The following is a 21493-nucleotide window of genomic DNA, read 5'->3' as shown; positions in this document are numbered from 1 at the left end:
GTTCGAATTCTCACGGGCAAAGGGCTACAACCTGGTTCGCCGGGGGCAGTTCCCGTGCCGCGTGCTCCGCATCGGCCGCAGCACGCGCGTCGTCACCGCTTCTCCACTCCGAGTCCTCGAAAGCGGCGAGCCGGAGTACAACAGCGCCCACAGCTGACACCGCACAGGATGGCGTCCCGCTGAGTGGTATAGCCGGTCTGTTTCTTGGAATGCGCGGGTGTCTGCCCGGGGCATGCACCCGCTGGTGGTGACTGCTTCCTGGCCAAGGGGCAGGCCATCGCGTAAGTCTCCCTTGGCCGCGGCCTCAACTTCCTGACGTGCTGCTGGATTCGGTCAGCTGACTCCGGCGCACTGGGCATACGTTCACTTTTCGCTGCCGGTGGAGTCAGATCGAGGAGCGCTACGGAGGCAGGTATCTTCCCTGTCACCCCCGAGGTGGGTCTGCGGGCGACCCTCGGCATTCTCGGAGCGAAACGTCGAGTGACGAACGTGTTGTCCGGCGCCGCCCTCCAGACCGCACCGGACAGACTCCTGTGATGGCGGAGCCTGGTTTGCATCCCGACGCCCAACGTCGCAGCCGGACGAGGGCGGGCGATGCGACGAACACTTATGCGTCCCGTTGGCGGGGAGTGGACGGGTGGACGCGCGCGAAAGATGGAAGAGATGTGACACCGTGGAGTGGGGAGAGCTCGTGAGCGGATCGAAGGCTGTCCGTGGCTCGGCCCTGTGGACGTGCGAAACACTGCGCCCCCAAGACTGGCTCCTGCCGACCATCCCGTCCCGAACGCCTCCAGGGCGCGTGTGGCCGGAAGCCCTCGCCATGGACGTGGACCGACGTCTTCGAACAGGGCCCGGCGTGGTGGTGCTGCGGGGACTGGACCTCGACGGACGCACCAATGAGCAGTGCGTCGAGCTGTGCCACCAGTTCCTCGCAACGATCGGGACGCCCTGGCCACGTTCAGGACGCAGCGCGGACGAACTACTGACCGCGGAGACGGCACCAGCCGCGCCGGTATCCCCGGCGTCGAGTCCTCGGGCTTCAGCGGGTGACACCCAGATGCTGGCCTTGCACACCGACCGGGCCACCCGCACCTACCAGCCCCGACTGCTCGCCGTGCTCTGTATCCAGCCTGCGGCTCATGGTGGGGAGACGATCCTGGCAAGCGGAGCAACGGTGCACGACCGAATCCTGGAACGGGATCCTGGGACAGTTCATCAGCTGACACACGACTTTCAGTTCGGCCGGGAAGACACTTTCGCACGGTGCTACCCGGTCTTCCAACGTGACTCCACAGGTCTACAGGTTCACTTCAACCGCTACTGGATCAGCCGCGGGCACCTGGAGGCGGACCTTCCGCTGACCCCCGCACAGGTAGCGGCTCTCGACTTCTTCGATCACCAACTCGCCGATGACCGGCTGCGCGTCCACATCCCATTACGCAGAGGAGATCTCCTGATCGTCGACAACTGGACCGTTCTCCACGGCCGCGCCCCATTTGTTGATCATCAGGGTTCCGGGCTGCGCCGCTGTTTGGCCCGCGCGTGGGCAGACTGACCCGCCAGGCCACTCCGCCCGCCCCCTCCGTCTCACGCAGTCGATGGATTGCGTGAGCAGAGCCAGTGACGAAGAGAGCCCACGGAACTCGATCAGTCGGCGATTGCGGCAAAGGAGCAGGTATTTTGGAACCCATCCCCACAGGCGAGCTTCGGATCGCGAACGGGTGCCTGTCGGACCCGGACCAGCTGCGTGCCCGGCTCGACGAGGACGGTTACCTCTACTTCACGGGGGTTCTCAACCGAGCAGCGATCCGCACCACAAGGACGGAGGTCCTGAGGGTCCTTATCGAGCAGAAGTTGGCCCACCCTTCCTTGCTCGAGCCGGTGTGGGCGGGGCCGGTCACGGCAGAATTCATGGAACACCACGAAGGGCCGCTCCAACGCCGCTTAGGTGAGCTGAGGTTGTGGGAGAACCTGGTCGCCTGCCCACCGATCGAGGTGTTCTTCGCGCGGCTCACCGGAGGGCCGACCGCATTCATCCCACTGGCGCGCTACAGGGTCGCACCGCCAGGCGGACTCACTGCCATCCATCGGGACGTGACCCTCAACCCGGGATTCAATATGGTCACGGCGTGGATTCCGCTGATGCGAACTGATCTGACGCTGGGGGGTCTTGCCCTCGTGCCGGGCAGCCATCGCGAAGGGATTGTGCACTCGGGGCTGGCAGCGCCGGCCGCAGCGTCTCAGGATTGTGCAGGGCAAACCCCTTCGCCGACCCCGCCAGGTCCATGGCTGCGGGCCTCGTACAAGCCGGGTGATGTGGTCCTCATGCACGAGGCGCTCCTGCACACCGGTCTGGCGAATCGGTCCCGCAAAAGCATCCGTCTCTCCGTCGACGTACGATTTCAGAACCCGGCCGCGCCAAAAGCCGTCATCGGCCGGATCACACGCCTCGAGACGGACCTGATCTACGTCCGCTGCGACGATGGGGACATGGCGATCCTCGCAGTCGACAGCTCAACCCTGCTTCGAGGTAAGGACGGGCGGTCCATTCCCCGCTCGGATCTGGCGAAATCGGATCTCCAGCCCGGTCTGCGTGTGCTGGCTGCACGCCGCGAGACAACCGCTGTCGTCGTCCGACCTCTCTAGTGTCGAGATCGAGCTCTACCTGGACAGCGAACCCCGCGAGGTCACCATTCCCGCCGACCTCGCCGCTGCCTTGGACCGCGAACCGGCGACGCAACTCTTCTTCGAATCCCTGTTCGTCCGCTGCCCCGGCCTCAGCCCGCTGCCGGGAGGCCTCCCTCAGCAGCTAGATCCGGGTTGAGCCCGGATCCTCTGAAGTGACGGTGTGGGGATCAAGCGGTGAGGCTGTAGTTCCGCTGATCGGGGCTGGGGTACAGGCGTTCGTGTTCGCGGGCCGCGTGGAAGTTCCAGTAGTCCTCGAAGTCGCCGTTCGTGATCAGTCCGCGAAGTCGGAGAACGGCTTCGGCGCCGTCGAGTCCCCAGCGGGCGCCGGTGATGTCGAGGCGGTCGGCGATCAGGTGGCGGCAGGCCCCTTCGACAGAGTGTCGGCATACGACGTGTTCGAGCAGACCTGGAGCCCGCCCATGCCGTTTCTGTTCCAACGCCGGTACGGCACCGAGGACCGGCCGCTGACCCGCAGCTACATCCGCGAGTGCCTGGTCGCGACCTCTCAGTCCGCTCAGATCACCGTGACCGGCGATCCACTCGAATGGCGCCCCCACGACTTCAGAAGAATCTTCGTGACCGACGCCATTCGCTCCGGACTGCCCGCGCACATCGCCGCGACCACTCCGCGCCCCTCTGAGTCGTCCGGGACTCCGGAGGAGAAGGCGCAGGACCCCAAGACGTCCGAGAACAAGAAGCCGGCTTCCAAGAAGTCTGCTTCCGGGGCGTCCGCCGCCGAGGCGCCCAACACGAAGGTCAGCGCGGACCTGGACGCTCCGGTGATCACGGAGGCGGTACGGCGTCGAGGCGCCGGTCGTCGAGACGGCCACGAAGAACTGGGCCGAGGAAGCAACCGCCTACTCCGCCACCGGCACGGGCACGCCCGACGCCGAGATCCAGGTGTGGGACGCGGCCAGCGACAGCGGGAAGGCCCCGGGCGGGGGCGTCACCGTCGACAAGCAGGGCCAGTGGTCCATCCCGCGTACCAGCCTCACCTCGGACGCAAAGGGCATGAAGGTCCGTCAGGTCCTCGACGGCGGTGAGTCGGACGCATCCGCGCTCCAGCAGTACACGCTCACCGCGCCCGTCGTCGACTCTCCCACCGAAGGCTCCGAAGCGACGGACCGCAAGCCGGAGTTCAAGGGCAAGGGCGCCAAGGGCGGCACCGTCACCATCGCCGACGACCAGGGTGCGACCCTGGCCACCGGCGCCATCGGCACCGACGGCACCTGGTCCGTCAAGGCGAAGAAGGACCTCCCACTGGGCGACCACACCATCACCGTCACCCACACCGCCGACGGCCTGACCTCCAAGGAGACGAAGCGCTCCTTCACCGTCAAGACCGACTCCGAGACGCCGGTCATCACGAAGGCGACGAAGAACTGGTCCGGCTCCGGCTCCTACTCCGCCTCCGGTACGGGCACGCCCGGTGCCACCATCGAGGTGAAGTGGAACGACCCTTGGGTCTCCCCGGGCGGCGGCACCACGGTCGACGGTGAGGGCAACTGGTCCTACCGGAACGCCTCCTACACCACTGACGGCGAAGGTGTGAAGGTCCGTCAGGTGACCAACGGCGAGGCTTCGGACGCGAGCAAGTACATGCAGTACACCCTCGCCGCGCCCACCGTCCTCACCCCCGGGAACGGCTCCGAAGTGACCGACCGCAAGCCGCAGATCACGGGCAGGGGCGCCAAGGGCGAATCCGTCGAGATCAAGGACCAGGACGGCAAGCTCCTGGCGACCGCGCTGGTCGGCGACAACGGTCTCTGGGCTACCGTCCCCGACGAGGAGCTCCCCCTCGGCACCATCACGATCACCGTCGCCCACTCCGCGGGCGGCCTGATCTCCGAGACGACCCAGCGGACCTTCACCGTCACGGAGTAATCAGCTCCGGGAACCAGGTCTGACGGAGTGCGCCGCCGGTAGTTCCGGCGGCGCACTCCGCGTCTGGCCCGAACCGTCGGCGCGTACGTCACACAGCCCGGCCTTGAAGGCGTGCTGACCAGTTGCGGCCGCAATGCAGACGTACCTACCGCTGACGGTGTCTCGCTGCGTCGACTCTCCGCGCACCACAAACCGGCTCTTGAGGGAGGCCCACAGCACCGTGCCCCAGCCGTGCCTCCCGTTTCGGGGCGGGCTCTTCAAAGTTCGCCCTCGCCGGTTTGCCCGATTCGCCCTTGAGTGGTGTGCATCGTGAAGTCGCAGGTCACGGGTCTGGGGCGGCAGCGGATCACCGCCCGCCGGAGTGAACTGGGCGCTCTCGCCGAGGAGTTGGGCAGCAACTCCAGGCGGCAGACCGAGCGGCACGAACTGGCGATCGCGGAGCGGAGTGTTGAACCGCCCGGCCGAGTAGGCCCGGGCCGATGCCGGGCTGTCGCTTCGGCATCGGCGAAGGTGGCCGGGCGGGCAGTCCTGCTCATCCCGCACCGCGGCGACGCGGTCGACGAGGGCGGGCGGCCCGGTGCAGGTCAGGGCGGTCGGCGAGCGGCTGGGGCTGGACGCCTCGGTACACAGCAAGCTGGAACCTTTGCGGGCGAAGATGACCAAGCTCGCCGCCTGGAGCGGGCCTGTCCTGATCTTGGGTCTTCCAAGAATCAGACACTGCCCCGTCAGAGCCATCCTTGCGAAAATCATTGGTGCCCGGCTTGCTCCGCTGATGGACTGACGTCCTACCGTGAGTCTGCCGCGTGACGGAGGTAGTGGTTGTGACAGGCTATGACGTGCTTGCCGAGGTGTACGAATGGCTCATCTCGGATGCAAAGTTGCCTCCAGCCGAGTTCGCCGCGTCGTTCGACGACGTGCTCAATCTCCTGCCGTCGAACGCTCACGTCCTCGACTGTTCGTGCGGAACCGGACAGTTGGCGGTTGGCCTCGCCGGTCGTGGCATGCAGGTTGTCGGAACTGACGCCAGCGAGGCGATGGTCCGTCGGACTGCAGAGTTGTCTGAGGAGTTCGGGGCATCCGTCCGGGCCGTACGGGCGAACTGGGAAGAGTTGCCCGACCATTTCCAGGACAACACGTTCGACATGGTGTTCTGCGTTGGCAACTCGCTTCACCATTCCGCGGGCGCGACAGGCAGGGGTGCTGCTCTGGAGTCAATGTCACGGCTTCTGCGCCCCGGCGGGCGCTTGGTACTCACATCCCGCACTTGGGAACTCGTAAGGGCCAGAGGTTCCCGGCTGGAGATCAGTGACCGACTCGTCCGCCGGAACGGTCGCGATGCCGTCGTGGTCTACCGCTGGGAAATTGCGCCGCATTGGGAGGAGGAGCACCGAATCGAGATTGCGATCGCGCAAGTTGATGCGACCGGGTTGGTTCTTGTCCGCTCGGAACTGCTGTCCTGCTGGCCCTACCAGTACGAGGAACTCGAAGTCGACCTGCACCGGGTCGGACTCCAAACGGAACTGAGCACGTTCGATCTTGAGGCCGAAAACTACATGGTGGTCGCGAGCAAGGTATAGACACCGGACTCTCAGTCCCTGGCCGAACCGCGCGGTTGCTCACAGGACGCTTGCGCCCTCTCATCGGTGCGGGTCCAAGTGGTCAACGCAACGCCTCGGACGAGGAGTGCTCGTCGATCAGACGGCGGTGGATCCGGGGTGACGGTGTGGCGCTGTTTCCTGGTCGCATCCAGATCAATGAGCAGGATCTCGTCAATCAGCAGCGTGAACAAATCCACCTTCGACAACCGCGCCGAAGCGGTTGTCGTGCGCGGCTGCGGCCAAGCCGCGGTCAGGGCCTTGTTGACCGTGCTCCAGGTGACGCCGTACTCGCACTGCAACGCCCGGTTCGACATGCCATCGCGCGAATCGCGCCGCAGCGCGGCGTACAACTCGACCTTCGACTGGCCAGGCGGCATCGGGGGTGCTCCTTTACCCAGCTTGACACCGCAACCCCGATGGTGACGTCAGAATTCGCGAACACCTTTCTGGGCCATCACCTGGTGCCGTCAGCTTTCACTGGTTCACGAAGCCTTCCTCAAGCTCGTCTTCGGCTGGCCCACCGACTCCACCACTCGCGTGCCCAGAGGCGAGAGCGGCCAGGAGGTACCGGAACGCTTCGACGTCGTCTACGAAGCCGTCCGCAGCGGCGCAGACACCGTGGCCATGGTCAGCCACGGAGTCGCGATCCGCGTCTGGCTCGCCGCCCGCGCCACAAACGTCCCCACGCACGACCTGGCAGACCGCGAACTCGACAACACCGGCATCGCCATCGCCGAACATGACGGCACCACCTGGCGCATCACCTCACGGGCCGGGAAGCGCCTGGGACCGTCTGGTAACGAGCCACACGGCAGTGGGCCAGGAGGCCGCCGGCTGTAGGGTGCCCGGCCCGCAGTGTTCTCCCAGCTCCCTGCCGTGCCTGCTCAGGCGTCTTGTTCCTCCCACTGCTGGGAGGAACCGCCCGAGCACGGGACGAGCTTGACGAGGTGCTTGGCCGTGTTCCCCTCGCCAAGACAGGTGTCGGTCACGTTGTTGACCAGCTGGAAGCCGACAGTGGTGGGGCTGATGATCCACAGGGCGGCCGGGTCATCGGCCAGGCACGGCTTCATGGTGGCGGCGCCGTTCCGGGCGACCAGGCACAGCCGGTCGCCCGCGTTCTGGCGCATCGCGGACAGCTGGAACGACGCTTCGTTGACGAGCCAGGTCTGGTAGCCGCCCTGGTTGCAGTCGGTGGCGTAGACGCCGTAGTCGGCTCGGTAATCCAGGCAGCGGCCCGTGAGCTTGTTCTTGAAGTGCACGTAGATGGATGTCGCGTTCGCGTCCGTCGTGCCCAGGCCCCATGCCAGAACCGCGGCCGCGCCCACTGCGGCAGCTCTCTTCAGCACAGCTGTCTCCTTTGCCCTCGTCGAGTGCGCAGAATGCGGTGCTCAGTAAACCAGTGACGGTGGCCGCCGGGTGGGGACCACGGCCGATCCGAGCGCTCGCGGCCCCTCCCCTGCTCCAACCGGCAATGGCATACAACAGCACAAGGCAGCAATGGCGTGCCGGTTCATTCATTGCGGCGGGCAAGACGCTGGGCCCAGCCGTGCCTCGCCGAGGTACGACACACGAGGAGTTGTGTCCCATGGTGATCATGCACATCGACACCCTTCGCCACGTCCTCGACGGCCGGCTCCCCACCCTGCACACCGTCCGCGCCCTCGCCCACTGCCGCTCTCTCGACCGCTTCGCACTAACTGTCCCGGTTCTGTCACAGCGGCGTCCCCCGGGGCAACGCCACGCCTCGGTGCCGGGTCTGACGACACATGGTGCGGGTGACTCGCCCGCGCCCTTCGGGGACAGCATTGAGGTACGGGGGAACAGAGAAATGAACGCTCTTGGACGGATCATGGCCGTGGCCACTGCGGGACTGGGCGCGGCCTGGCTCGCCGGCGGCACTGCTGCAGCCACCACACCGCTCACCGCGCCCACCGCGACCGTCAAGGCCGCAGCCGCCGTGGCGGCCTACAACAGGTCCTGCGGTGCGGGATACGCCGTCGTCAACTCCGCCGACATCGGCAAACTCGGCACTGTGTACCTCACCTACAGCGCCACCACCGGAGAGAACTGCGTCGTCACCGTGCGCGCGGTCAAAGGCGCCGCAGTGCACATGATCGCTTCGTTGGGGCTGGGCACCAATACCGCAGACGTCATCGACGACGGCTACTACACCAGCTACGCCGGGCCCGTCTTCCTCGACGGCCGCGGGATGTGCATGAGCTGGCGCGGCGAGATCAACGGTGAGGTCGCGGGGAAGAACTGGACCAACTGCGAAGCGCGCATCCGTTAGGCCTTGGCGGCCCGGGGAGCCTGGGGGCAGCCGAATGCCGTACGGCGCGCGTTGTCGACAGAGGCTCTCGGCACCCTTCCGACGAGGGGGGACGCTGGGCCGGCCCGGGAGTTGTTGACGTTCTCCACGCCCCGTGACCCGATCGAACTCGCACGGTTCGTGAGGCTGCGGGTACTGGACTCGGAGAAAGAAGTACTGGCTCAGCGGCCTCACAGCCGCGACCCGGTGGGTCAGGAGGAAGCTGGGGGGTGTTGCGAGTGGCGCACGACGTCGTCACCCCGGCTCATCTGACGCCTGCCAGCTTCCCGCTGGGCCCACCCGGGCGCGGGAACTCGACGCGCTGGGGATGGTGTGGTCGCACCAGGACCTGGCGTTCGAGGAATGCTTCAGCGCTGCCCGCAACTCGGCCAAGGTGGACGGGCGCTTTCCCCCCGGGTTGACGCCGGAATGATGGTCTCCACCCCGCCGGGAAGCAGGTCCAGCGGTCGGCACCACTCCGCCAGCGCCTCCGCGCCGACCTCGTCCGCGATCAGCTTCGTGGCATGCCGCTCAAGGGGCGACGCGACGAACACGTGGATGACGCAGCCACCCCCGAACCCGCAGTGTAGACAGCGGCGGTCGACGAAGGCGGTGCGATTCAGGAGGCGTGCACGCCGGTGGCCACAAGTCCTCGGCTGTGAGGCGGTCGTGGCGGCAGCAGCCGGCGCAGGGGCCGCCCTACGGTGTGGGGATGCGTGTTGTGGCGTTCGACATCGGCGAGACCCTCACCCGTGACGACCGGTACTGGAATGCGTGGGCGGACTGGCTGGGTGTTCCCCCGCACACGGTGTCCGCGCTCGTCGGTGCTGTTGTCGCGCAGGGCCGGGACAACGCGGACGCCCTGCGGTTGATCTCCCCGGGGATCGACCTGCCGGCGGCGTATGCGGCCAGAGAGGCGGCCGGCCGGGGCGAGTACCTCAACGAGAGCGACCTCTACCCCGACGTACGACCCGCTCTGGCCGGGCTCCGGGAGCGAGGTCTGCGGGTGATCGTGGCCGGCAACCAGACCGTGAAGGCCGGGAAGTTGCTGGAGGCCTTGGATCTGCCGGTCGATGTGCTCGCCACGTCCGCCGACTGGGGGTTCGCGAAGCCCGACCCAGCGTTCTTTGACCGGCTCATCGAGGAGGCCGCGGTCGACCCGCAGGACATCGTGTACGTCGGCGACCACCCGCACAACGACGTCTTCCCCGCCCACACGACAGGCCTGCGCACCGCACACCTGCGCCGCGGCCCCTGGGGCCACCTGTGGGCCAACGACCCCAAGGTGGTCGAGACCGCCGACTGGCGGATCAACTCCCTGACAGAACTCCTCGACCTGTTCTGACTCTCCGCCCACACGTACCGGCCACCACCCCCGACCACCCGTGGGTCGATGTACGCCCCCTGAGCCGCCCCACACCCGCCCAGGCCGCCAACTTCCCCACCCGTCACGCCCGATCCGCCCCTGTACCCGCCCACGAGCCCGCGCGCACGCTTCGAGGATGGGCGCTGGGGAGCAGCTCAATGCGTGTGACAACTGCGATGGGGACGGTGGACGCCTCGGAGTACACGACTGCGGGCTGAGCACCGGGCCGTACGCGCTGTGCGGTGACTGCCTCGATGGGGTCGTTGCGCACTGGCTCCGGCAGCGCTCCCACCCGCTGATGACGACCAGCACCATCGATCTGGCCCGCGGTCTCGGGATGGACCCACGGATGCTGAAGCGGCGTCTGGACGTCGCCGGCGAAGACGACACCGGCTGAGAACGGTCAGTCGACGAAGGAGCCGGCCTGGCTCCCTTGGTGTGTTGTCTTCTGAGGAAATTGGTTGCGGCAGGCTGTGCGGATGCGGGGATACTCCGTCATGAGTAGAGATGCCGAGGCCATCGTGCTTGCCCGTGGATCGAACGAGGTCATGCAACCGCTGACCCAGGACGACCCGGAACGCACGTGGCGAGGCCGCTTCGTCCCGATAGCGGGGCACTAGGGCTATGAGTTCGGATGGGCTCTGGAGCTCGAGAAGGAGCGTGCCCGCAAGGGCTTGCTCAAGCATCTGGAGTCGCTTCCGTGGCCGTATCCGCACACGGTGCAAGTCCTGCTTCGAGACCAGGACGACGACTGCTTCGGCCTGTGGACGTTCCAGGAGGGCCGGCTAGCGGAAGTCGCCATCCCGCGGACCGAGCGTTTCCACCAACCAGCACCGCCCAACGAGGACTTCGAACCCGACCCGGGCATGCTGCTGCGCACCGGCCAAGACACGAACCTGCCCGACCAGACCCCGGAATCCCTCCGCGACACCCGCCCACCTTGGTAGACCGCAGGCCCGACCTACAACGATGCATTCATAATGACCGCCGAGGAGGGGAAAAGATCCAGGAGGACCTTCAACAAGGCCCGGGTGGGAGGCCCTCGCTTGAGGGGGGGCGGAAACCGGGCCGCGGACACCCCTTGGAAGTAACTCAGACCCGCGTCGGCCGCACCGCCGAGGTCTGCGTCGGCAAAGGGCGCTGAGTCGGCGGTCAGCGCCTGAGTATGTAGTGCAGCACCCGGGTGCTGGCGTCCCGCTCCAGCAACCCCAGCGCTGTCGAGCAGTTCTATGACGTCCCTGGGGACGTAGACCGTGCGCGGCCGGTTGCATTTCGCGCACTCCGCCAGATCGACCTCCGTTGCGGGAGGGCACCGTCCGTCCTCCAAACCGAGCTCGGGCAGCAGCAACGTGGACCACTCCTGGATCCGCATGCCAGTCATCAGCGCGGGTTCGCTCGTCTCCCTGTTGCGGTGCGGACACCAACCGCCGAACGACTCATCCAGGACCGCGTCCGGCGTCAGCCCGCCGAATCCGACATCCCGCAGGAACGGGTACTGAACCAGCTCCATGTGACGGACCCGCAGGTCACGGCTGATCCCGCTGCCCAGCGCAGTGCTCTTCCCCGATGACCGCCAGGGCCTGTGGGCGACAGAGCCGTTGTCGTTCAGGAACCTGTAGAAGGTGCCGAGCGCCGCCGAGTCACGGTCCCAGGACACCTCCTCGACCGTCTCCTCGTCCTCGTCCGGGCGCTACTGCCGGAACTGCTTGATGTCCGCCTCCGTGGCCGACAGCAGGTCCGACCCCCTGGCCATCAGGAAGTGGAGCAGCATCAACAGGGTGAGCGCGTACGACTTCATCGTCTTCCGCGTCCATGCGGTCCAGAGCCATCGACCGGAACCACGTCGACAGCGGCTCGACCGGACGCATCGCGTCATCTAGCAAGATCGACGTACCCCGGGGAAGGCGATACCGCTCAAACAGCCGGGCCAGCTCCGCGCACCCCAGGCCCGCGACCTCTCCGGCCTTCCAGACCTTCCGCGTATCGGCGTAGAACAGCTGCACTTGATCTCCGGGGCGTCGGCAACGTTCCCAGGAACCTTCCGGTCGACCAACCGGATAATCACCCAACTGGCCACGGGGAGCCCACGGGACTCACCCGAAGGAGGCACCTTTCAAGTGTCTGGAGAACCATTGTTCTCCAGACTTTGACGTGACTCATGAGGCGTCGCGAGCACGAACGAGGCAGTTCCGGAGAGCGGCTTGAGCGAGATGAGACAGGTCCTCGCCGAGAAGGCGCGTGCGCGATCGCAGCAGCGAGGTACCGCGGCTACAAACTCACCCACTACCTGGTTGAGCCGCGCAGGCGAAGTAGGCGGCTGACGCCGCCATTGCCGTTCTTTCCGTTCCAAATCACGGCCCCAAACCAGAGAGGGAACCAGCGAATCGACTCCGGCAGGGGATACGTGAGGACGAGCCACACGCGGAACAGCGCGTTACCCACCACATAGCCGCCACGCTCTGCCTTCGAGCTGGCAGCCTGCCGCATCGATTGGGTCTGCTGCAGGGTTGGGTGACAGGTGTGGTCACGCGGCCCGGAGGGCCGGTGCAGTCATGACGATCTCGAACTCGACGGGGGTCAGCCGGCCGAGCGAGGTTTGTCTGCGGCGTCGGTGGTAGGTCCTCTCGATCCAGGTCACGATCGCGATCCGCAGTTCCTCGCGGGTGGCCCACTGCCGGCGGTCGAGGACGTTCTTCTGCAGCAGACTGAAGAACGACTCCATAGCCGCGTTGTCGCCCGCCGCCCCGACCCTCCCTATCGAACCGGCCAGCTGGTGGCCGGCGAGCGCCCGGACGAACTTCCGTGACCGGAACTGCGATCCGCGATCGCTGTGGACAATGCACCCGGCCACGTTGTCGCGGCGGGCAACGGCGTTGTCCAGGGCCGCGACGGCCAGCCGGGACTTCATCCGATCGTCGATGGAGTAGCCCACAATCCTCTTGCTGAAGCAGTCCTTGATCGCGCAGAGATACAACTTCCCTTCCCTGGTGGGATGTTCGGTGATATCGGTGAGCCACAGCCGGTTCGGGCCGTCCGTCGTGAAGTCGCGGCGGACAAGGTCGTCATGGACCGGCGGCCCCGCCCTCTTGGTCCGCCCGCGCCTCTTCCCGAACACGCTCCACCAGCGGTTGTCCCGGCAAATCCGCCAAGCGGTCCGGTCGCACATGCCAGATCCCACACTCCGGGCCTCGTCGGCCAGGAAGCGGTAGCCGAACTCGGGGTCGTCACGGTGGGCAGCGAACAACGCGTTCGCGCGGGCGGCCTCCTCGAACTCATCATGGGTCACCGGCTCCTCGAGCCAGCGGTAGTAGGGCTGCCTGGCGAGCTTCAGAACCCGGCACGTCACCGTGACGGGCACCCCGTCTCCGGCCAGCTCTTTCACGAGCGGGTAGATCCTTTTCCCGGCAGATTCGCCTGGGACAGGTAGGCCGCGGCCCGGCGCAGGACCTCGTTCTCCTGCTCCAGCAGCTTGATCCGCCGACGCGCTTCCCGTAGTTCCGCGCTCTCCTGGCTGGACGTTCCGGGCTTTGTCCCGTCGTCGATGTCCGCGCGGCGCATCCACTTCCACAGCGTCATCGCGTGGACCCCGAAGTCGGCGGCCACCTGCTCGACCGTTACGCCCGGGCCGCGGTTCCTCGCGACGCGCACGACATCCTCGCGGAACTCCTGGGGATAAGGCTTGGGCACAGCGACATCCTTCCCACCTGCCCTACAGGGCAAGCCAGTTCAGATGTCACCCGATCGTGCGGCAGACCCATTTCATGGCCATCCTGCGACGGTATGCGGCACCCCCACCATGCGCCTGAGTACGCCTACTCAACGGGCTTGCAGGTTGGGTGTGGTCGCCCCCTCAAGGGAGCACTCATCGGCTCCCTCATGCTCAGGACCACCCAGCCCGAAGCCCCCTGCTCGTGGCCGCCGTGATCCTCGCGGGCATCGCCGCCTTGACCGCTGTGCGGTGGGGGTGGTCTCGCCGTGGGCGTCTACCGTTGCGCGTCGATCTCCGTGACCAGCGACTCGATACGTGTGCGGATTTCGTCGCGGATGGGGCGTACGGCTTCGACTCCCTGTCCGGCGGGGTCGTCGAGCTGCCAGTCGAGGTACTTCTTGCCGGGGAAGATCGGGCAGGCGTCGCCGCAGCCCATGGTGATGACGTAGTCGGATGCCTGGACGGCCTCGGTGGTCAGCACCTTCGGCTTCTGGCCGGAGATGTCGATGCCGATCTCGCTCATCGCTTCCTCGGCGGCCGGGTTGACCTGGTCGCCGGGGAGGGAGCCGGCGGATCGGACCTCGATGCGGTCGCCTGCGAGGTGGGTGAGGAATCCGGCGGCCATCTGGGAGCGCCCGGCGTTGTGGATGCAGACGAACAGCACGGAGGTGAGCGGTGCGGGGTTCATGGCGGCCCTTCAGGGAGGAGGTCAGGGTGGACTGGTATCAGTCGAGGATGATGTGAAAGTATCAGCCCATGCTGACATCAGTCGATACTGACCTGATGCGGGTGCTGGCCGACCCGCTCAGGCTCCAGATCGTGACCCTGCTCGCCCACGAGACGCTGTGCACCACGCACCTGGTCGCCGAGACCGGAGCCAAGCAGACCAACCTCTCCAACCACATGAAGGTGCTGCGCGAGGCAGGTGTGGTGGACACCGAGCCGTGCGGCCGGTTCATCTACTACACGCTGAAGCCCGAGGTCATCGACGCGCTGGCCGGCTCTTTCGCCGCACTGGCTGCTGCCGCCCGGCAGACCGTGGAGACCGGCAGGAAGCGGGCCTGCTGATGACCTCCACCGAACCCGCCACGACCCGCACCACGAGCGGCGAGGAGGACGGGGGCGTCGCGAAGCTCTCCGCCCTGGACCGCTTCCTCGCCGTATGGATCCTGCTCGCCATGGCCCTCGGCCTCGGTCTCGGGCGCCTGATCCCCGGTTTGAACGACGCGCTCGCGAAGGTCGAGATCGGCGGGATCTCCCTGCCGATCGCCGTCGGTCTGCTGGTGATGATGTATCCGGTGCTGGCCAAGGTCCGTTACGACAAGCTCGACGCCGTCACCGGCGACACGAGGCTGATGGTGTCCTCGCTGGTCATCAACTGGATCGTCGGCCCTGCGGTGATGTTCGCGCTGGCGTGGATCTTCCTGGCGGATCTGCCCGAGTACCGCACCGGGTTGATCATCGTCGGGCTCGCCCGCTGCATCGCGATGGTCATCATCTGGAACGACCTGGCGTGCGGCGACCGCGAGGCAGCCGCCGTGCTGGTCGCGCTCAACTCGGTGTTCCAGGTCCTGGCGTTCGGCCTGCTCGGCTGGTTCTACCTCGACCTGCTGCCCGGCTGGCTCGGCCTGGGCAACGGCGAGCACCTCGACATCTCCCTGTGGAAGATCGCCCTGAACGTTGTCATCTTCCTCGGCGTACCCCTCCTGGCCGGGTTCCTGACCCGCCGGATCGGCGAGCAGAAGCTGGGCCGCGAGCGCTACGAGTCCAACTTCCTTCCCAAGATCGGGCCTTGGGCGCTGTACGGGCTCCTGTTCACGATCGTCATCCTCTTCGCCCTGCAGGGAAAGACGATCGCCTCGAAGCCGTGGGATGTCGCACGGATCGCACTGCCGCTGCTCGTGTACTTCGCGGTGATGTGGTTCGGGACCTTCGCGCTCGGCAAGGCGATCGGCCTCGCCTACGACCGCACCGCCACGCTCGCCTTCACCGCGGCCGGCAACAACTTCGAGCTGGCCATCGCGGTCGCCATCGCCACCTTCGGCGTCACCTCCGGCCAGGCGCTGTCCGGTGTGGTCGGCCCGCTGATCGAGGTCCCCGTGCTGGTGGCGCTGGTGTACGTCTCGCTGGCCTGGCGACGCCGGTTCAGGGTCTCCGCCTGACACTGTCGTCGGCCCGTCGCAAGGACGGGCCGACGACAGTGTCAGGGCAGTTCGACGGTGGCGGCGTCCACCCACGGGGCCAGAACACTGAAGGCGGCGAGCTGTTCCAGCGCCTCGTGCTCGGGAAGTTCGGGCAGGTCGGCCTCGTGGCTGTTGGGGTTACGGATCCCGGCGAAGCACCCCTCCCCAAAGGCCATCGCGCCGCGGTGGATGCTGCGGAAGGCGTCTCGGCGTCGACCTTCCTGGCGGCCGCCGTGACGGCCTCCCGGAAATGACCGCTCTGCCACAAAGACCGGGCACCCTCCCACACCCACGAAGTGGGGCGGCCGCACTGAGCTGCGGGGCCATGTCGCCCAGGTGCTCGCGGATCTCCGCATCGCGCCGCAGCACGGCCTCCGCGCGCTGGGCGGCCTCACGGTGCTGACACCAGCGATTGACCTTCTTGTTCCGCTCAACGCTGATCTGGGTGCGCCGGTTGGGCAACACCCGCGCCAGGATCAACTCCGCCACGTGCGCCCGCTCCGCGATCTCGGATGCCGGGCCACGGTTGGCGCGCTTGCTGGTGAGGACGCTCACTCCCGGCGGATCCGGGGGCCGGCACAGCTGCGTCAGGTCGAGGAACATCTTCAACTCGTTGCGCGCCCAGGCGACATCGATGCTCACGCCCCCAACATCGCGGCGGTCACTGACAGCCGAGCCCCTTTCCGCAGCGTCCCTGCAGCGGCTCCTCGTCGCGGGCGGTCAGACCCCAGCGCCCGAAACGGCGAGAATCTGGCCCATCGCGGCCAGCACGGACGGTTCGATGCGGTAGTACACCCAGGTCCCGCGCCGCTCGGAGGAAAGCAGTCCGGCGTCCTTGAGCTTCTTCAGGTGGTGGGAGACGGTCGGCTGCGAGACGCCGACGTCGGAGATGTCGCACACGCACGCCTCGCCGCCCTCGTGCGAGGCAACCAGGGAGAACAGCCGCAGCCGCACCGGATCGCCGAGCGCCTTGAACATCGCAGCCGTACGGACCGCCTCCTCGGCGCTCAAAGGCCGCTCGTTCAGCGGCGGGCAGCACGGCGCTACCGCCTCGTCCGGCTGGTTCAGGACCGGCAGCTCCACCACACTCGAATTCGACATGCATCAATATTGACATCCGTCGATGTCGCATGGCAACCTTCCTCATATCGACAGACGTCGAAACAGAAGATCGACGCCTCCTGACCTGCCCCTGGAGAACGTGATGAGCCAGAGCACTCCCGACGCCCTGCCGACCGTGGTCATCGGCGCCGGCCCCATCGGCCTGGCCGCCGCCGCCCACCTTCTCGAGCGCGGCATCGAACCGCTCGTCCTGGAAGCCGGACCGACTCCGGCCAGCGCGGTACGCGACTGGTCGCACGTCCGCCTCTTCTCCACCTGGGCCGAAGTCGTCGACCCGACCGCCGAGAAGCTCCTCGCTCCCACCGGCTGGACCCGCCCCGACCCCGACACCTACCCCACGGGCGGCGACTGGGCCGACGCCTACCTGCAGCCGCTCGCCGAAGCCCTCAGCGACAAGGTGCGCACCGGCACACGGGTCACCGGCGTCTCCCGCTCCGGGCGCGACCGCATCGTCGACGCCGACCGCGAGGCCCAGCCGTTCGTCGTCCACGTCGCTCACGCCGACGGCCGCGAGGAGCGGATCTTCGCCCGCGCCGTCATCGACGCCTCCGGCACCTGGGACACCCCGTCCCCGGCGGGCGGCAGCGGACTGCCCGCCCTCGGCGAGAAGGCCGCAAGCGACCACATCGCCTACCGCGTGCCCGACCTCAACACTCCTGCCGTACGCGCCCGTTACGCGGGCAGGCGCACCGCCGTCATCGGCTCCGGCGCCTCCGCCTTCACCGCCCTCGCCTCCCTGGCCGACCTCGCGAAGGCCGACGACGGCTCGGGCACCAAAGGGGTGTGGATCCTGCGGCGCGGCATCAGCAGCTCCACCTTCGGCGGTGGCGAGGTCGACGAGCTGCCCGCCCGCGGCGCGCTCGGCCTGGCCGCGAAGGCGGCCGTCGACGAGGGGCACGCGCATGCGGTGACCGGCTTCCGCACCGACGCGATCGAGCGGGATGCGGAAGGCCGCCTGGTCCTGGTCGCCGAGGACGGCCGCCGCCTCGATGCGGTGGACGAGGTCATCGTGCTCACCGGCTTCCGCCCCGACCTGACCTTCCTCGACGAACTCCGCCTCGGCCTCGACGAGCGCCTGCAGGCCCCCGTCGAGCTGGCCCCGCTGATCGACCCCAACCAGCACTCCTGCGGCACCGTCTACCCGCACGGCCACCGCGAACTGTCCCACCCCGAACAGGGCATCTACCTGGTCGGCATGAAGTCCTACGGCCGCGCCCCGACCTTCCTCGCCATGACCGGCTACGAGCAGGTCCGCTCGGTCGTCGCAGCCCTCGCCGGAGACACGGAGTCCGCCGACCGCGTCGAACTCACCCTCCCCGAGACCGGGGTGTGCGGCGGCGCCGGCCTCTTCGACACCCCCTACACCGAGGGGGCCGACGGCGGCGGCTGCTGCGCCCCGGCCCCCGCCCTGATCCAGCTCGGCGCTCCCGGCTCCGCCCAGAGCTCCGCCTCCGGCGGTTGCTGAACCGCACCTCGCACACGCCACCCACCACAACAGGAGGACTGTCATGTCCCGAGTGCAACTGGCTCTGCGCGTATCCGACCTCGACGCCTCGATCGCCTTCTACAGCAAGCTGTTCAACACCGAGCCGGCCAAACTCCGCGACGGCTACGCCAACTTCGCCATCGCCGAGCCCCCGCTCAAGCTCGTCCTCGTCCAGGGGGAGACCGGGCAGGACACCCGCATGGACCACCTCGGCGTAGAAGTCGCCTCCTCCGAAGACGTCCACGCCGCCACCACCCGCCTCGCCGGCCAGGGCATGGACACCACGGTGGAGAACGACACCACCTGCTGCTACGCGCTCCAGGACAAGGTCTGGGTCCACGGCCCCGGCCAGGAACCCTGGGAGGTCTACGTCGTCAAAGCCGACGCTGACACCCTCACCAAGCAGCCGCAGAGCACCTGTTGCACCACCACGACCGAACCCGCGGTGGCCGAGGCCGGCACCTGCTGCTGATCACCTCGATGACCGCCCTGCACACCGGCCAGGCCGTGCCCGGCACTCGGCGTCGGGCACGGCCGCGCGCCGCACTCCCCGCTCTGCGTGCCACCCAGATCACCAGCTGGGGCATCGTCTACTACGCCTTCCCCGTCCTCAACCCTCAGATCACCGCCGACACGCACCGACCCACGGGCGCGATCACCGCGGCGTTCTCCCTCGCCCTGATCGTCTCCGCCTTCGCCGGCATCGCCGTCGGCCGGACCCACCGTGACACTCAAGGAAGACCTCTTCTGGTCTGTCTCAGCCGACGAGCTGTTCAGCGTTGGCGCCGAGCCCCAGGCCCTCACGATCGTGCAGCTTTCGGAGTCGTGGCAACACCTTGAGGATCTACTTGCTCACGAGGACCGGGCCGTGGGTTACCACTTGGTGTGGCTTGCCAACGTGATCCGGGCGATCGGCCAGGACATTCCTAAACAGGGCTGCCGCGTCACAAACAGAGCATCAGGCGAAGCGCGCTTCATCCCAACCGACGGGCGGCGCCGGGCAGGGCGATGACGCTCATGCACACCGAGCGTGACCTCGGCGCTCACGACGACGCCAGCCTGCACGGTCACCGGATCGCGCCGGTGACTGTCCCTCTCGAACCGGTTCACCCTTCCCGATCCCGTACCCCAAGGTGTCCGCACCCCTGCCGCATGTCGCAGCGAGTAGGGCGCGTAGTACGCCGGTACCACCCTCGCGAGCACTGGTTCCATCCCTGGTAGCACGAGTCTCGACGCCTGCGCCCGTAGCGTTTCGACCGAGAGGCCGGGACGGTTCGGCCGCCACGACGTGAGGGTGAGCAATGATCGAGGCACACGGTCTGACGAAACGGTACGGGGAGAAGACCGCGGTCGACGGGCTGGAGTTCACCGTCCGGCCGGGGACCGTCACCGGGTTCCTCGGCCCGAACGGCGCGGGCAAGTCCACGACGATGCGCATGATCGTGGGACTGGACGCTCCCACGAGCGGCAGCGTGACCGTCAACGGCAAGCAGTACGCCCAGCACTCCGCCCCGCTGCAGGAAGTCGGCGCTCTGCTGGAGGCCAAGTCGATCCATCCCGGGCGCTCCGCGTTCAACCATCTCAACGCCCTCGCCCTCTCGCACGGGATTCCGCGCAGCCGGGTGGAGCAGGTGATCGAGCTGACCGGTCTGCAGTCGGTGGCCAAGCGGCGCGCGGGCGCCTTCTCGCTCGGCATGGGCCAGCGGCTGGGCATCGCGGCCGCGCTGCTCGGCGATCCCGCCACGGTCATGCTCGACGAGCCGGTCAACGGTCTCGACCCCGAGGGCGTGCTGTGGATCCGCAACCTGCTCACCGGGCTCGCCGCCGAGGGACGCACGGTCTTCGTCTCTTCCCATCTGATGAGCGAGATGGCTCTGGTTGCCGATCACCTCATCGTCGTGGGACGCGGTCGCCTGCTGGCCGACACCACAGTCAAGGACCTGGTCCGTGAAGCGGGCGGCGACTCGGTACGGGTGGCCACCGACGACCCCGCCCGTCTGCGAGAGCTCCTCGCGGGACCTGGCATCGCAATATCTGGGCAGGCGGGTTCCGAAGAGCTGAACGTTATCGGCATGACCGCCCGGGCCATCGGCTACAAGGCCGCCGAACACGGCATCGCCCTCTTCGAACTCACCGATCGCACGGTCTCACTCGAGCAGGCGTTCATGGACCTCACACGCGACGCTGTCGAGTACCACGCAACCACCGGCCTCGACCTCACCGGGAGTGCCGCCTGATGTCCTCCGCAACTGTCACCGATACCACCACAGTTCCCGCGCCGCCGACTGCCCATCCCGCGTACAAGGTCACCGGCCCCCGTGTCGTGCGCTCGGAGTGGGCCAAACTCTGGACGCTCCGCTCCACCTGGATCACCCTCGGCCTGGGACTGGTGTTCCTGGTGGCCTTCGGTCTCATCGCGGCCGCCCAGTACAAGTCGCGCATCGACTCCGGTCGGCACATGGACCCGGACTTCGCGTCGTCCACAGCATTGAGCCTTTCCCTGTTCGGCACCAACTTCGCTCAGCTCGCCCTCGGCGTCCTGGGTGTCCTGGTCACCGCGGGCGAGTACTCCACCGGGATGATCCGCTCCACCCTGGCCGCTGTCCCGCGCCGTCTTCCGGTGCTCTGGGCGAAGGCCGCGGTCTTCGGCGGAGTCGCTTTCCTCATGGCGTTGGTGGGTGTTTTCGCCACCTTTCTGATCGGTAGTGGCATCGTCGACGGCACGCCCGCAGCGCTCACGATCTCCGGCGGCGGCGTGGTGCGCGCTCTGCTGGGTGCCGGTCTCTACCTTGGCCTCGTCGGGGTGATCGGTACCGCACTGGGGGCATTGCTGCGGTCGGTGGCCGGCGGGATCTCCGTACTGGTCGCCTCGTTGATGCTGGTTCCCGGTCTGGTCTCCCTGCTGCCCACCTCCTGGCAGGACAACATCAGCCCCTACCTGCCGAGCAACGCGGGCGAGGCCATGTTCACCCTGCACCACGGCACCGACGTACTCTCGCCTGGAGCGGGACTCACGGTCTTCTTCGGCTGGACCGTGCTGGCGCTGGCCGGTGCCGCATGGCGCCTGGTACGCACGGACGCCTGACATTGCAGTTCTGAGGTGCCGTACCGCGGGGCTGTCCTCCGGGCAGGCCCGCGGCGGCAGTCGC

21 protein-coding genes and 3 pseudogenes are annotated in these 21493 nt (G+C 67.4%); 16 read left to right on the top strand and 8 right to left on the bottom strand.

Going from position 1 to position 21493, the window contains the following annotated elements:
• The first annotated feature begins 820 nt into the window (after positions 1 to 820).
• A complete protein-coding gene (locus tag OG707_RS40665; RefSeq protein WP_329127116.1) occupies positions 821 to 1555 on the top strand; it encodes a TauD/TfdA family dioxygenase in 735 nt (244 codons plus the stop codon).
• A gap of 125 nt (positions 1556 to 1680) precedes the next feature.
• A complete protein-coding gene (locus OG707_RS40660; RefSeq protein WP_329127114.1) occupies positions 1681 to 2646 on the top strand; it encodes a phytanoyl-CoA dioxygenase family protein in 966 nt (321 codons plus the stop codon).
• A gap of 209 nt (positions 2647 to 2855) precedes the next feature.
• On the opposite strand, the pseudogene OG707_RS40655 reads toward OG707_RS40660, so the two are convergent.
• Positions 2856 to 3062 (bottom strand): annotated as a pseudogene (locus OG707_RS40655) (ISKra4 family transposase); the annotation flags it as partial.
• Positions 3063 to 3588: 526 nt separating this feature from the next.
• Here OG707_RS40655 and OG707_RS40650 point away from each other — a divergent pair.
• Both OG707_RS40650 and OG707_RS40645 read left to right on the top strand, forming a co-directional pair.
• Entirely contained in the window at positions 3589 to 4572 is a 984-nt protein-coding gene (locus OG707_RS40650; RefSeq protein ID WP_329127112.1) for an Ig-like domain-containing protein, read from the top strand.
• An 821-nt stretch (positions 4573 to 5393) separates the two neighbouring features.
• On the top strand, positions 5394 to 6149 hold the full coding sequence (locus tag OG707_RS40645) for a class I SAM-dependent methyltransferase (protein ID WP_329127111.1): 756 nt from the start codon (positions 5394 to 5396) through the stop codon (positions 6147 to 6149).
• An 11-nt stretch (positions 6150 to 6160) separates the two neighbouring features.
• On the opposite strand, the gene OG707_RS40640 is transcribed toward OG707_RS40645, so the two are convergent.
• On the bottom strand, positions 6161 to 6547 hold the full coding sequence (locus tag OG707_RS40640) for a hypothetical protein (RefSeq protein ID WP_329127109.1): 387 nt from the start codon (positions 6545 to 6547) through the stop codon (positions 6161 to 6163).
• Between the two features lie 76 nt (positions 6548 to 6623).
• On the opposite strand from OG707_RS40640, the gene OG707_RS40635 reads away from it, so the two are divergent.
• Entirely contained in the window at positions 6624 to 7010 is a 387-nt protein-coding gene (locus tag OG707_RS40635; RefSeq protein WP_329128231.1) for a histidine phosphatase family protein, read from the top strand.
• Positions 7011 to 7054: 44 nt separating this feature from the next.
• Here the strand turns inward: OG707_RS40635 and OG707_RS40630 are convergent, their stop codons facing one another.
• Positions 7055 to 7516, bottom strand: a complete 462-nt coding sequence (locus tag OG707_RS40630) for an RICIN domain-containing protein (protein ID WP_329127108.1) — start codon at positions 7514 to 7516, stop codon at positions 7055 to 7057.
• Positions 7517 to 7998: 482 nt separating this feature from the next.
• Between OG707_RS40630 and OG707_RS40625 the strand changes: the two genes are divergently transcribed.
• The 3 genes and pseudogenes from OG707_RS40625 (at position 7999) to OG707_RS42515 (ending at position 10791) form a co-directional block, all read left to right on the top strand.
• Entirely contained in the window at positions 7999 to 8460 is a 462-nt protein-coding gene (locus OG707_RS40625; RefSeq protein ID WP_329127107.1) for a spore-associated protein A, read from the top strand.
• 730 nt (positions 8461 to 9190) lie between these two features.
• Positions 9191 to 9823, top strand: coding sequence for an HAD family hydrolase (locus tag OG707_RS40620; RefSeq protein ID WP_329127105.1), 633 nt, complete (start codon positions 9191 to 9193; stop codon positions 9821 to 9823).
• Between the two features lie 518 nt (positions 9824 to 10341).
• A pseudogene (locus OG707_RS42515) lies at positions 10342 to 10791 on the top strand (hypothetical protein).
• 14 nt (positions 10792 to 10805) lie between these two features.
• Here OG707_RS42515 and OG707_RS40615 read toward each other — a convergent pair.
• The 3 genes from OG707_RS40615 to OG707_RS40605 all read right to left on the bottom strand — a co-directional run bounded on the left by OG707_RS40615 (position 10806) and on the right by OG707_RS40605 (position 14241).
• Positions 10806 to 11501 (bottom strand): hypothetical protein, encoded by a 696-nt coding sequence (locus OG707_RS40615; RefSeq protein WP_329127104.1) that lies wholly within the window; start codon positions 11499 to 11501, stop codon positions 10806 to 10808.
• 867 nt (positions 11502 to 12368) lie between these two features.
• Positions 12369 to 13531, bottom strand: a protein-coding gene (locus OG707_RS40610) for an IS3 family transposase (RefSeq protein WP_329127102.1) whose coding sequence is annotated in 2 segments (ribosomal slippage) — positions 12369 to 13244 and positions 13247 to 13531 — 1161 coding nt in all. Because the reading frame shifts where the segments join, the coding sequence is not laid out codon by codon here.
• 296 nt (positions 13532 to 13827) lie between these two features.
• Positions 13828 to 14241 carry an arsenate reductase ArsC gene (locus OG707_RS40605; RefSeq protein WP_329127100.1) on the bottom strand — a complete coding sequence of 138 codons (414 nt, stop codon included), beginning with the start codon at positions 14239 to 14241 and terminating at the stop codon, positions 13828 to 13830.
• 68 nt (positions 14242 to 14309) lie between these two features.
• Between OG707_RS40605 and OG707_RS40600 the strand changes: the two genes are divergently transcribed.
• Positions 14310 to 14621, top strand: a complete 312-nt coding sequence (locus OG707_RS40600) for an ArsR/SmtB family transcription factor (RefSeq protein WP_329127099.1) — start codon at positions 14310 to 14312, stop codon at positions 14619 to 14621.
• A complete protein-coding gene (gene arsB / locus OG707_RS40595) occupies positions 14621 to 15715 on the top strand; it encodes an ACR3 family arsenite efflux transporter (protein ID WP_329127098.1) in 1095 nt (364 codons plus the stop codon). Before OG707_RS40600 ends, arsB begins: the two co-directional genes overlap by 1 nt.
• Before the next feature lie 41 nt (positions 15716 to 15756).
• Here the strand turns inward: arsB and OG707_RS40590 are convergent, their stop codons facing one another.
• Together OG707_RS40590 and OG707_RS40585 are read right to left on the bottom strand one after the other, a co-directional pair.
• Entirely contained in the window at positions 15757 to 16092 is a 336-nt protein-coding gene (locus tag OG707_RS40590; RefSeq protein ID WP_329127096.1) for a TIGR02391 family protein, read from the bottom strand.
• Positions 16093 to 16456: 364 nt separating this feature from the next.
• Entirely contained in the window at positions 16457 to 16837 is a 381-nt protein-coding gene (locus OG707_RS40585; RefSeq protein WP_329127094.1) for an ArsR/SmtB family transcription factor, read from the bottom strand.
• A gap of 103 nt (positions 16838 to 16940) precedes the next feature.
• Between OG707_RS40585 and OG707_RS40580 the strand changes: the two genes are divergently transcribed.
• From OG707_RS40580 to OG707_RS40555, 6 genes and pseudogenes are all read left to right on the top strand, one after another.
• Positions 16941 to 18323 carry an NAD(P)-binding domain-containing protein gene (locus tag OG707_RS40580; protein WP_329127092.1) on the top strand — a complete coding sequence of 461 codons (1383 nt, stop codon included), beginning with the start codon at positions 16941 to 16943 and terminating at the stop codon, positions 18321 to 18323.
• A gap of 43 nt (positions 18324 to 18366) precedes the next feature.
• The gene (locus OG707_RS40575; RefSeq protein ID WP_329127090.1) at positions 18367 to 18816 is read left to right on the top strand and encodes an ArsI/CadI family heavy metal resistance metalloenzyme; all 450 of its coding nucleotides are present in this window, start codon (positions 18367 to 18369) and stop codon (positions 18814 to 18816) included.
• An 8-nt stretch (positions 18817 to 18824) separates the two neighbouring features.
• Positions 18825 to 19061, top strand: a pseudogene (locus OG707_RS40570) (MFS transporter); the annotation flags it as partial.
• A gap of 7 nt (positions 19062 to 19068) precedes the next feature.
• Positions 19069 to 19356 (top strand): hypothetical protein, encoded by a 288-nt coding sequence (locus OG707_RS40565; RefSeq protein ID WP_329128245.1) that lies wholly within the window; start codon positions 19069 to 19071, stop codon positions 19354 to 19356.
• 289 nt (positions 19357 to 19645) lie between these two features.
• A complete protein-coding gene (locus tag OG707_RS40560; protein ID WP_329127088.1) occupies positions 19646 to 20581 on the top strand; it encodes an ABC transporter ATP-binding protein in 936 nt (311 codons plus the stop codon).
• Positions 20581 to 21429, top strand: coding sequence for an ABC transporter permease (locus tag OG707_RS40555; protein ID WP_329127086.1), 849 nt, complete (start codon positions 20581 to 20583; stop codon positions 21427 to 21429). Before OG707_RS40560 ends, OG707_RS40555 begins: the two co-directional genes overlap by 1 nt.
• The last annotated feature ends 64 nt before the right edge of the window (positions 21430 to 21493 follow it).

Origin of the sequence: Streptomyces sp. NBC_01465, from assembly GCF_036227325.1 — a bacterium.
Classification (GTDB): domain Bacteria; phylum Actinomycetota; class Actinomycetes; order Streptomycetales; family Streptomycetaceae; genus Streptomyces.
This window is presented reverse-complemented; position numbering and strand designations above follow the sequence as displayed.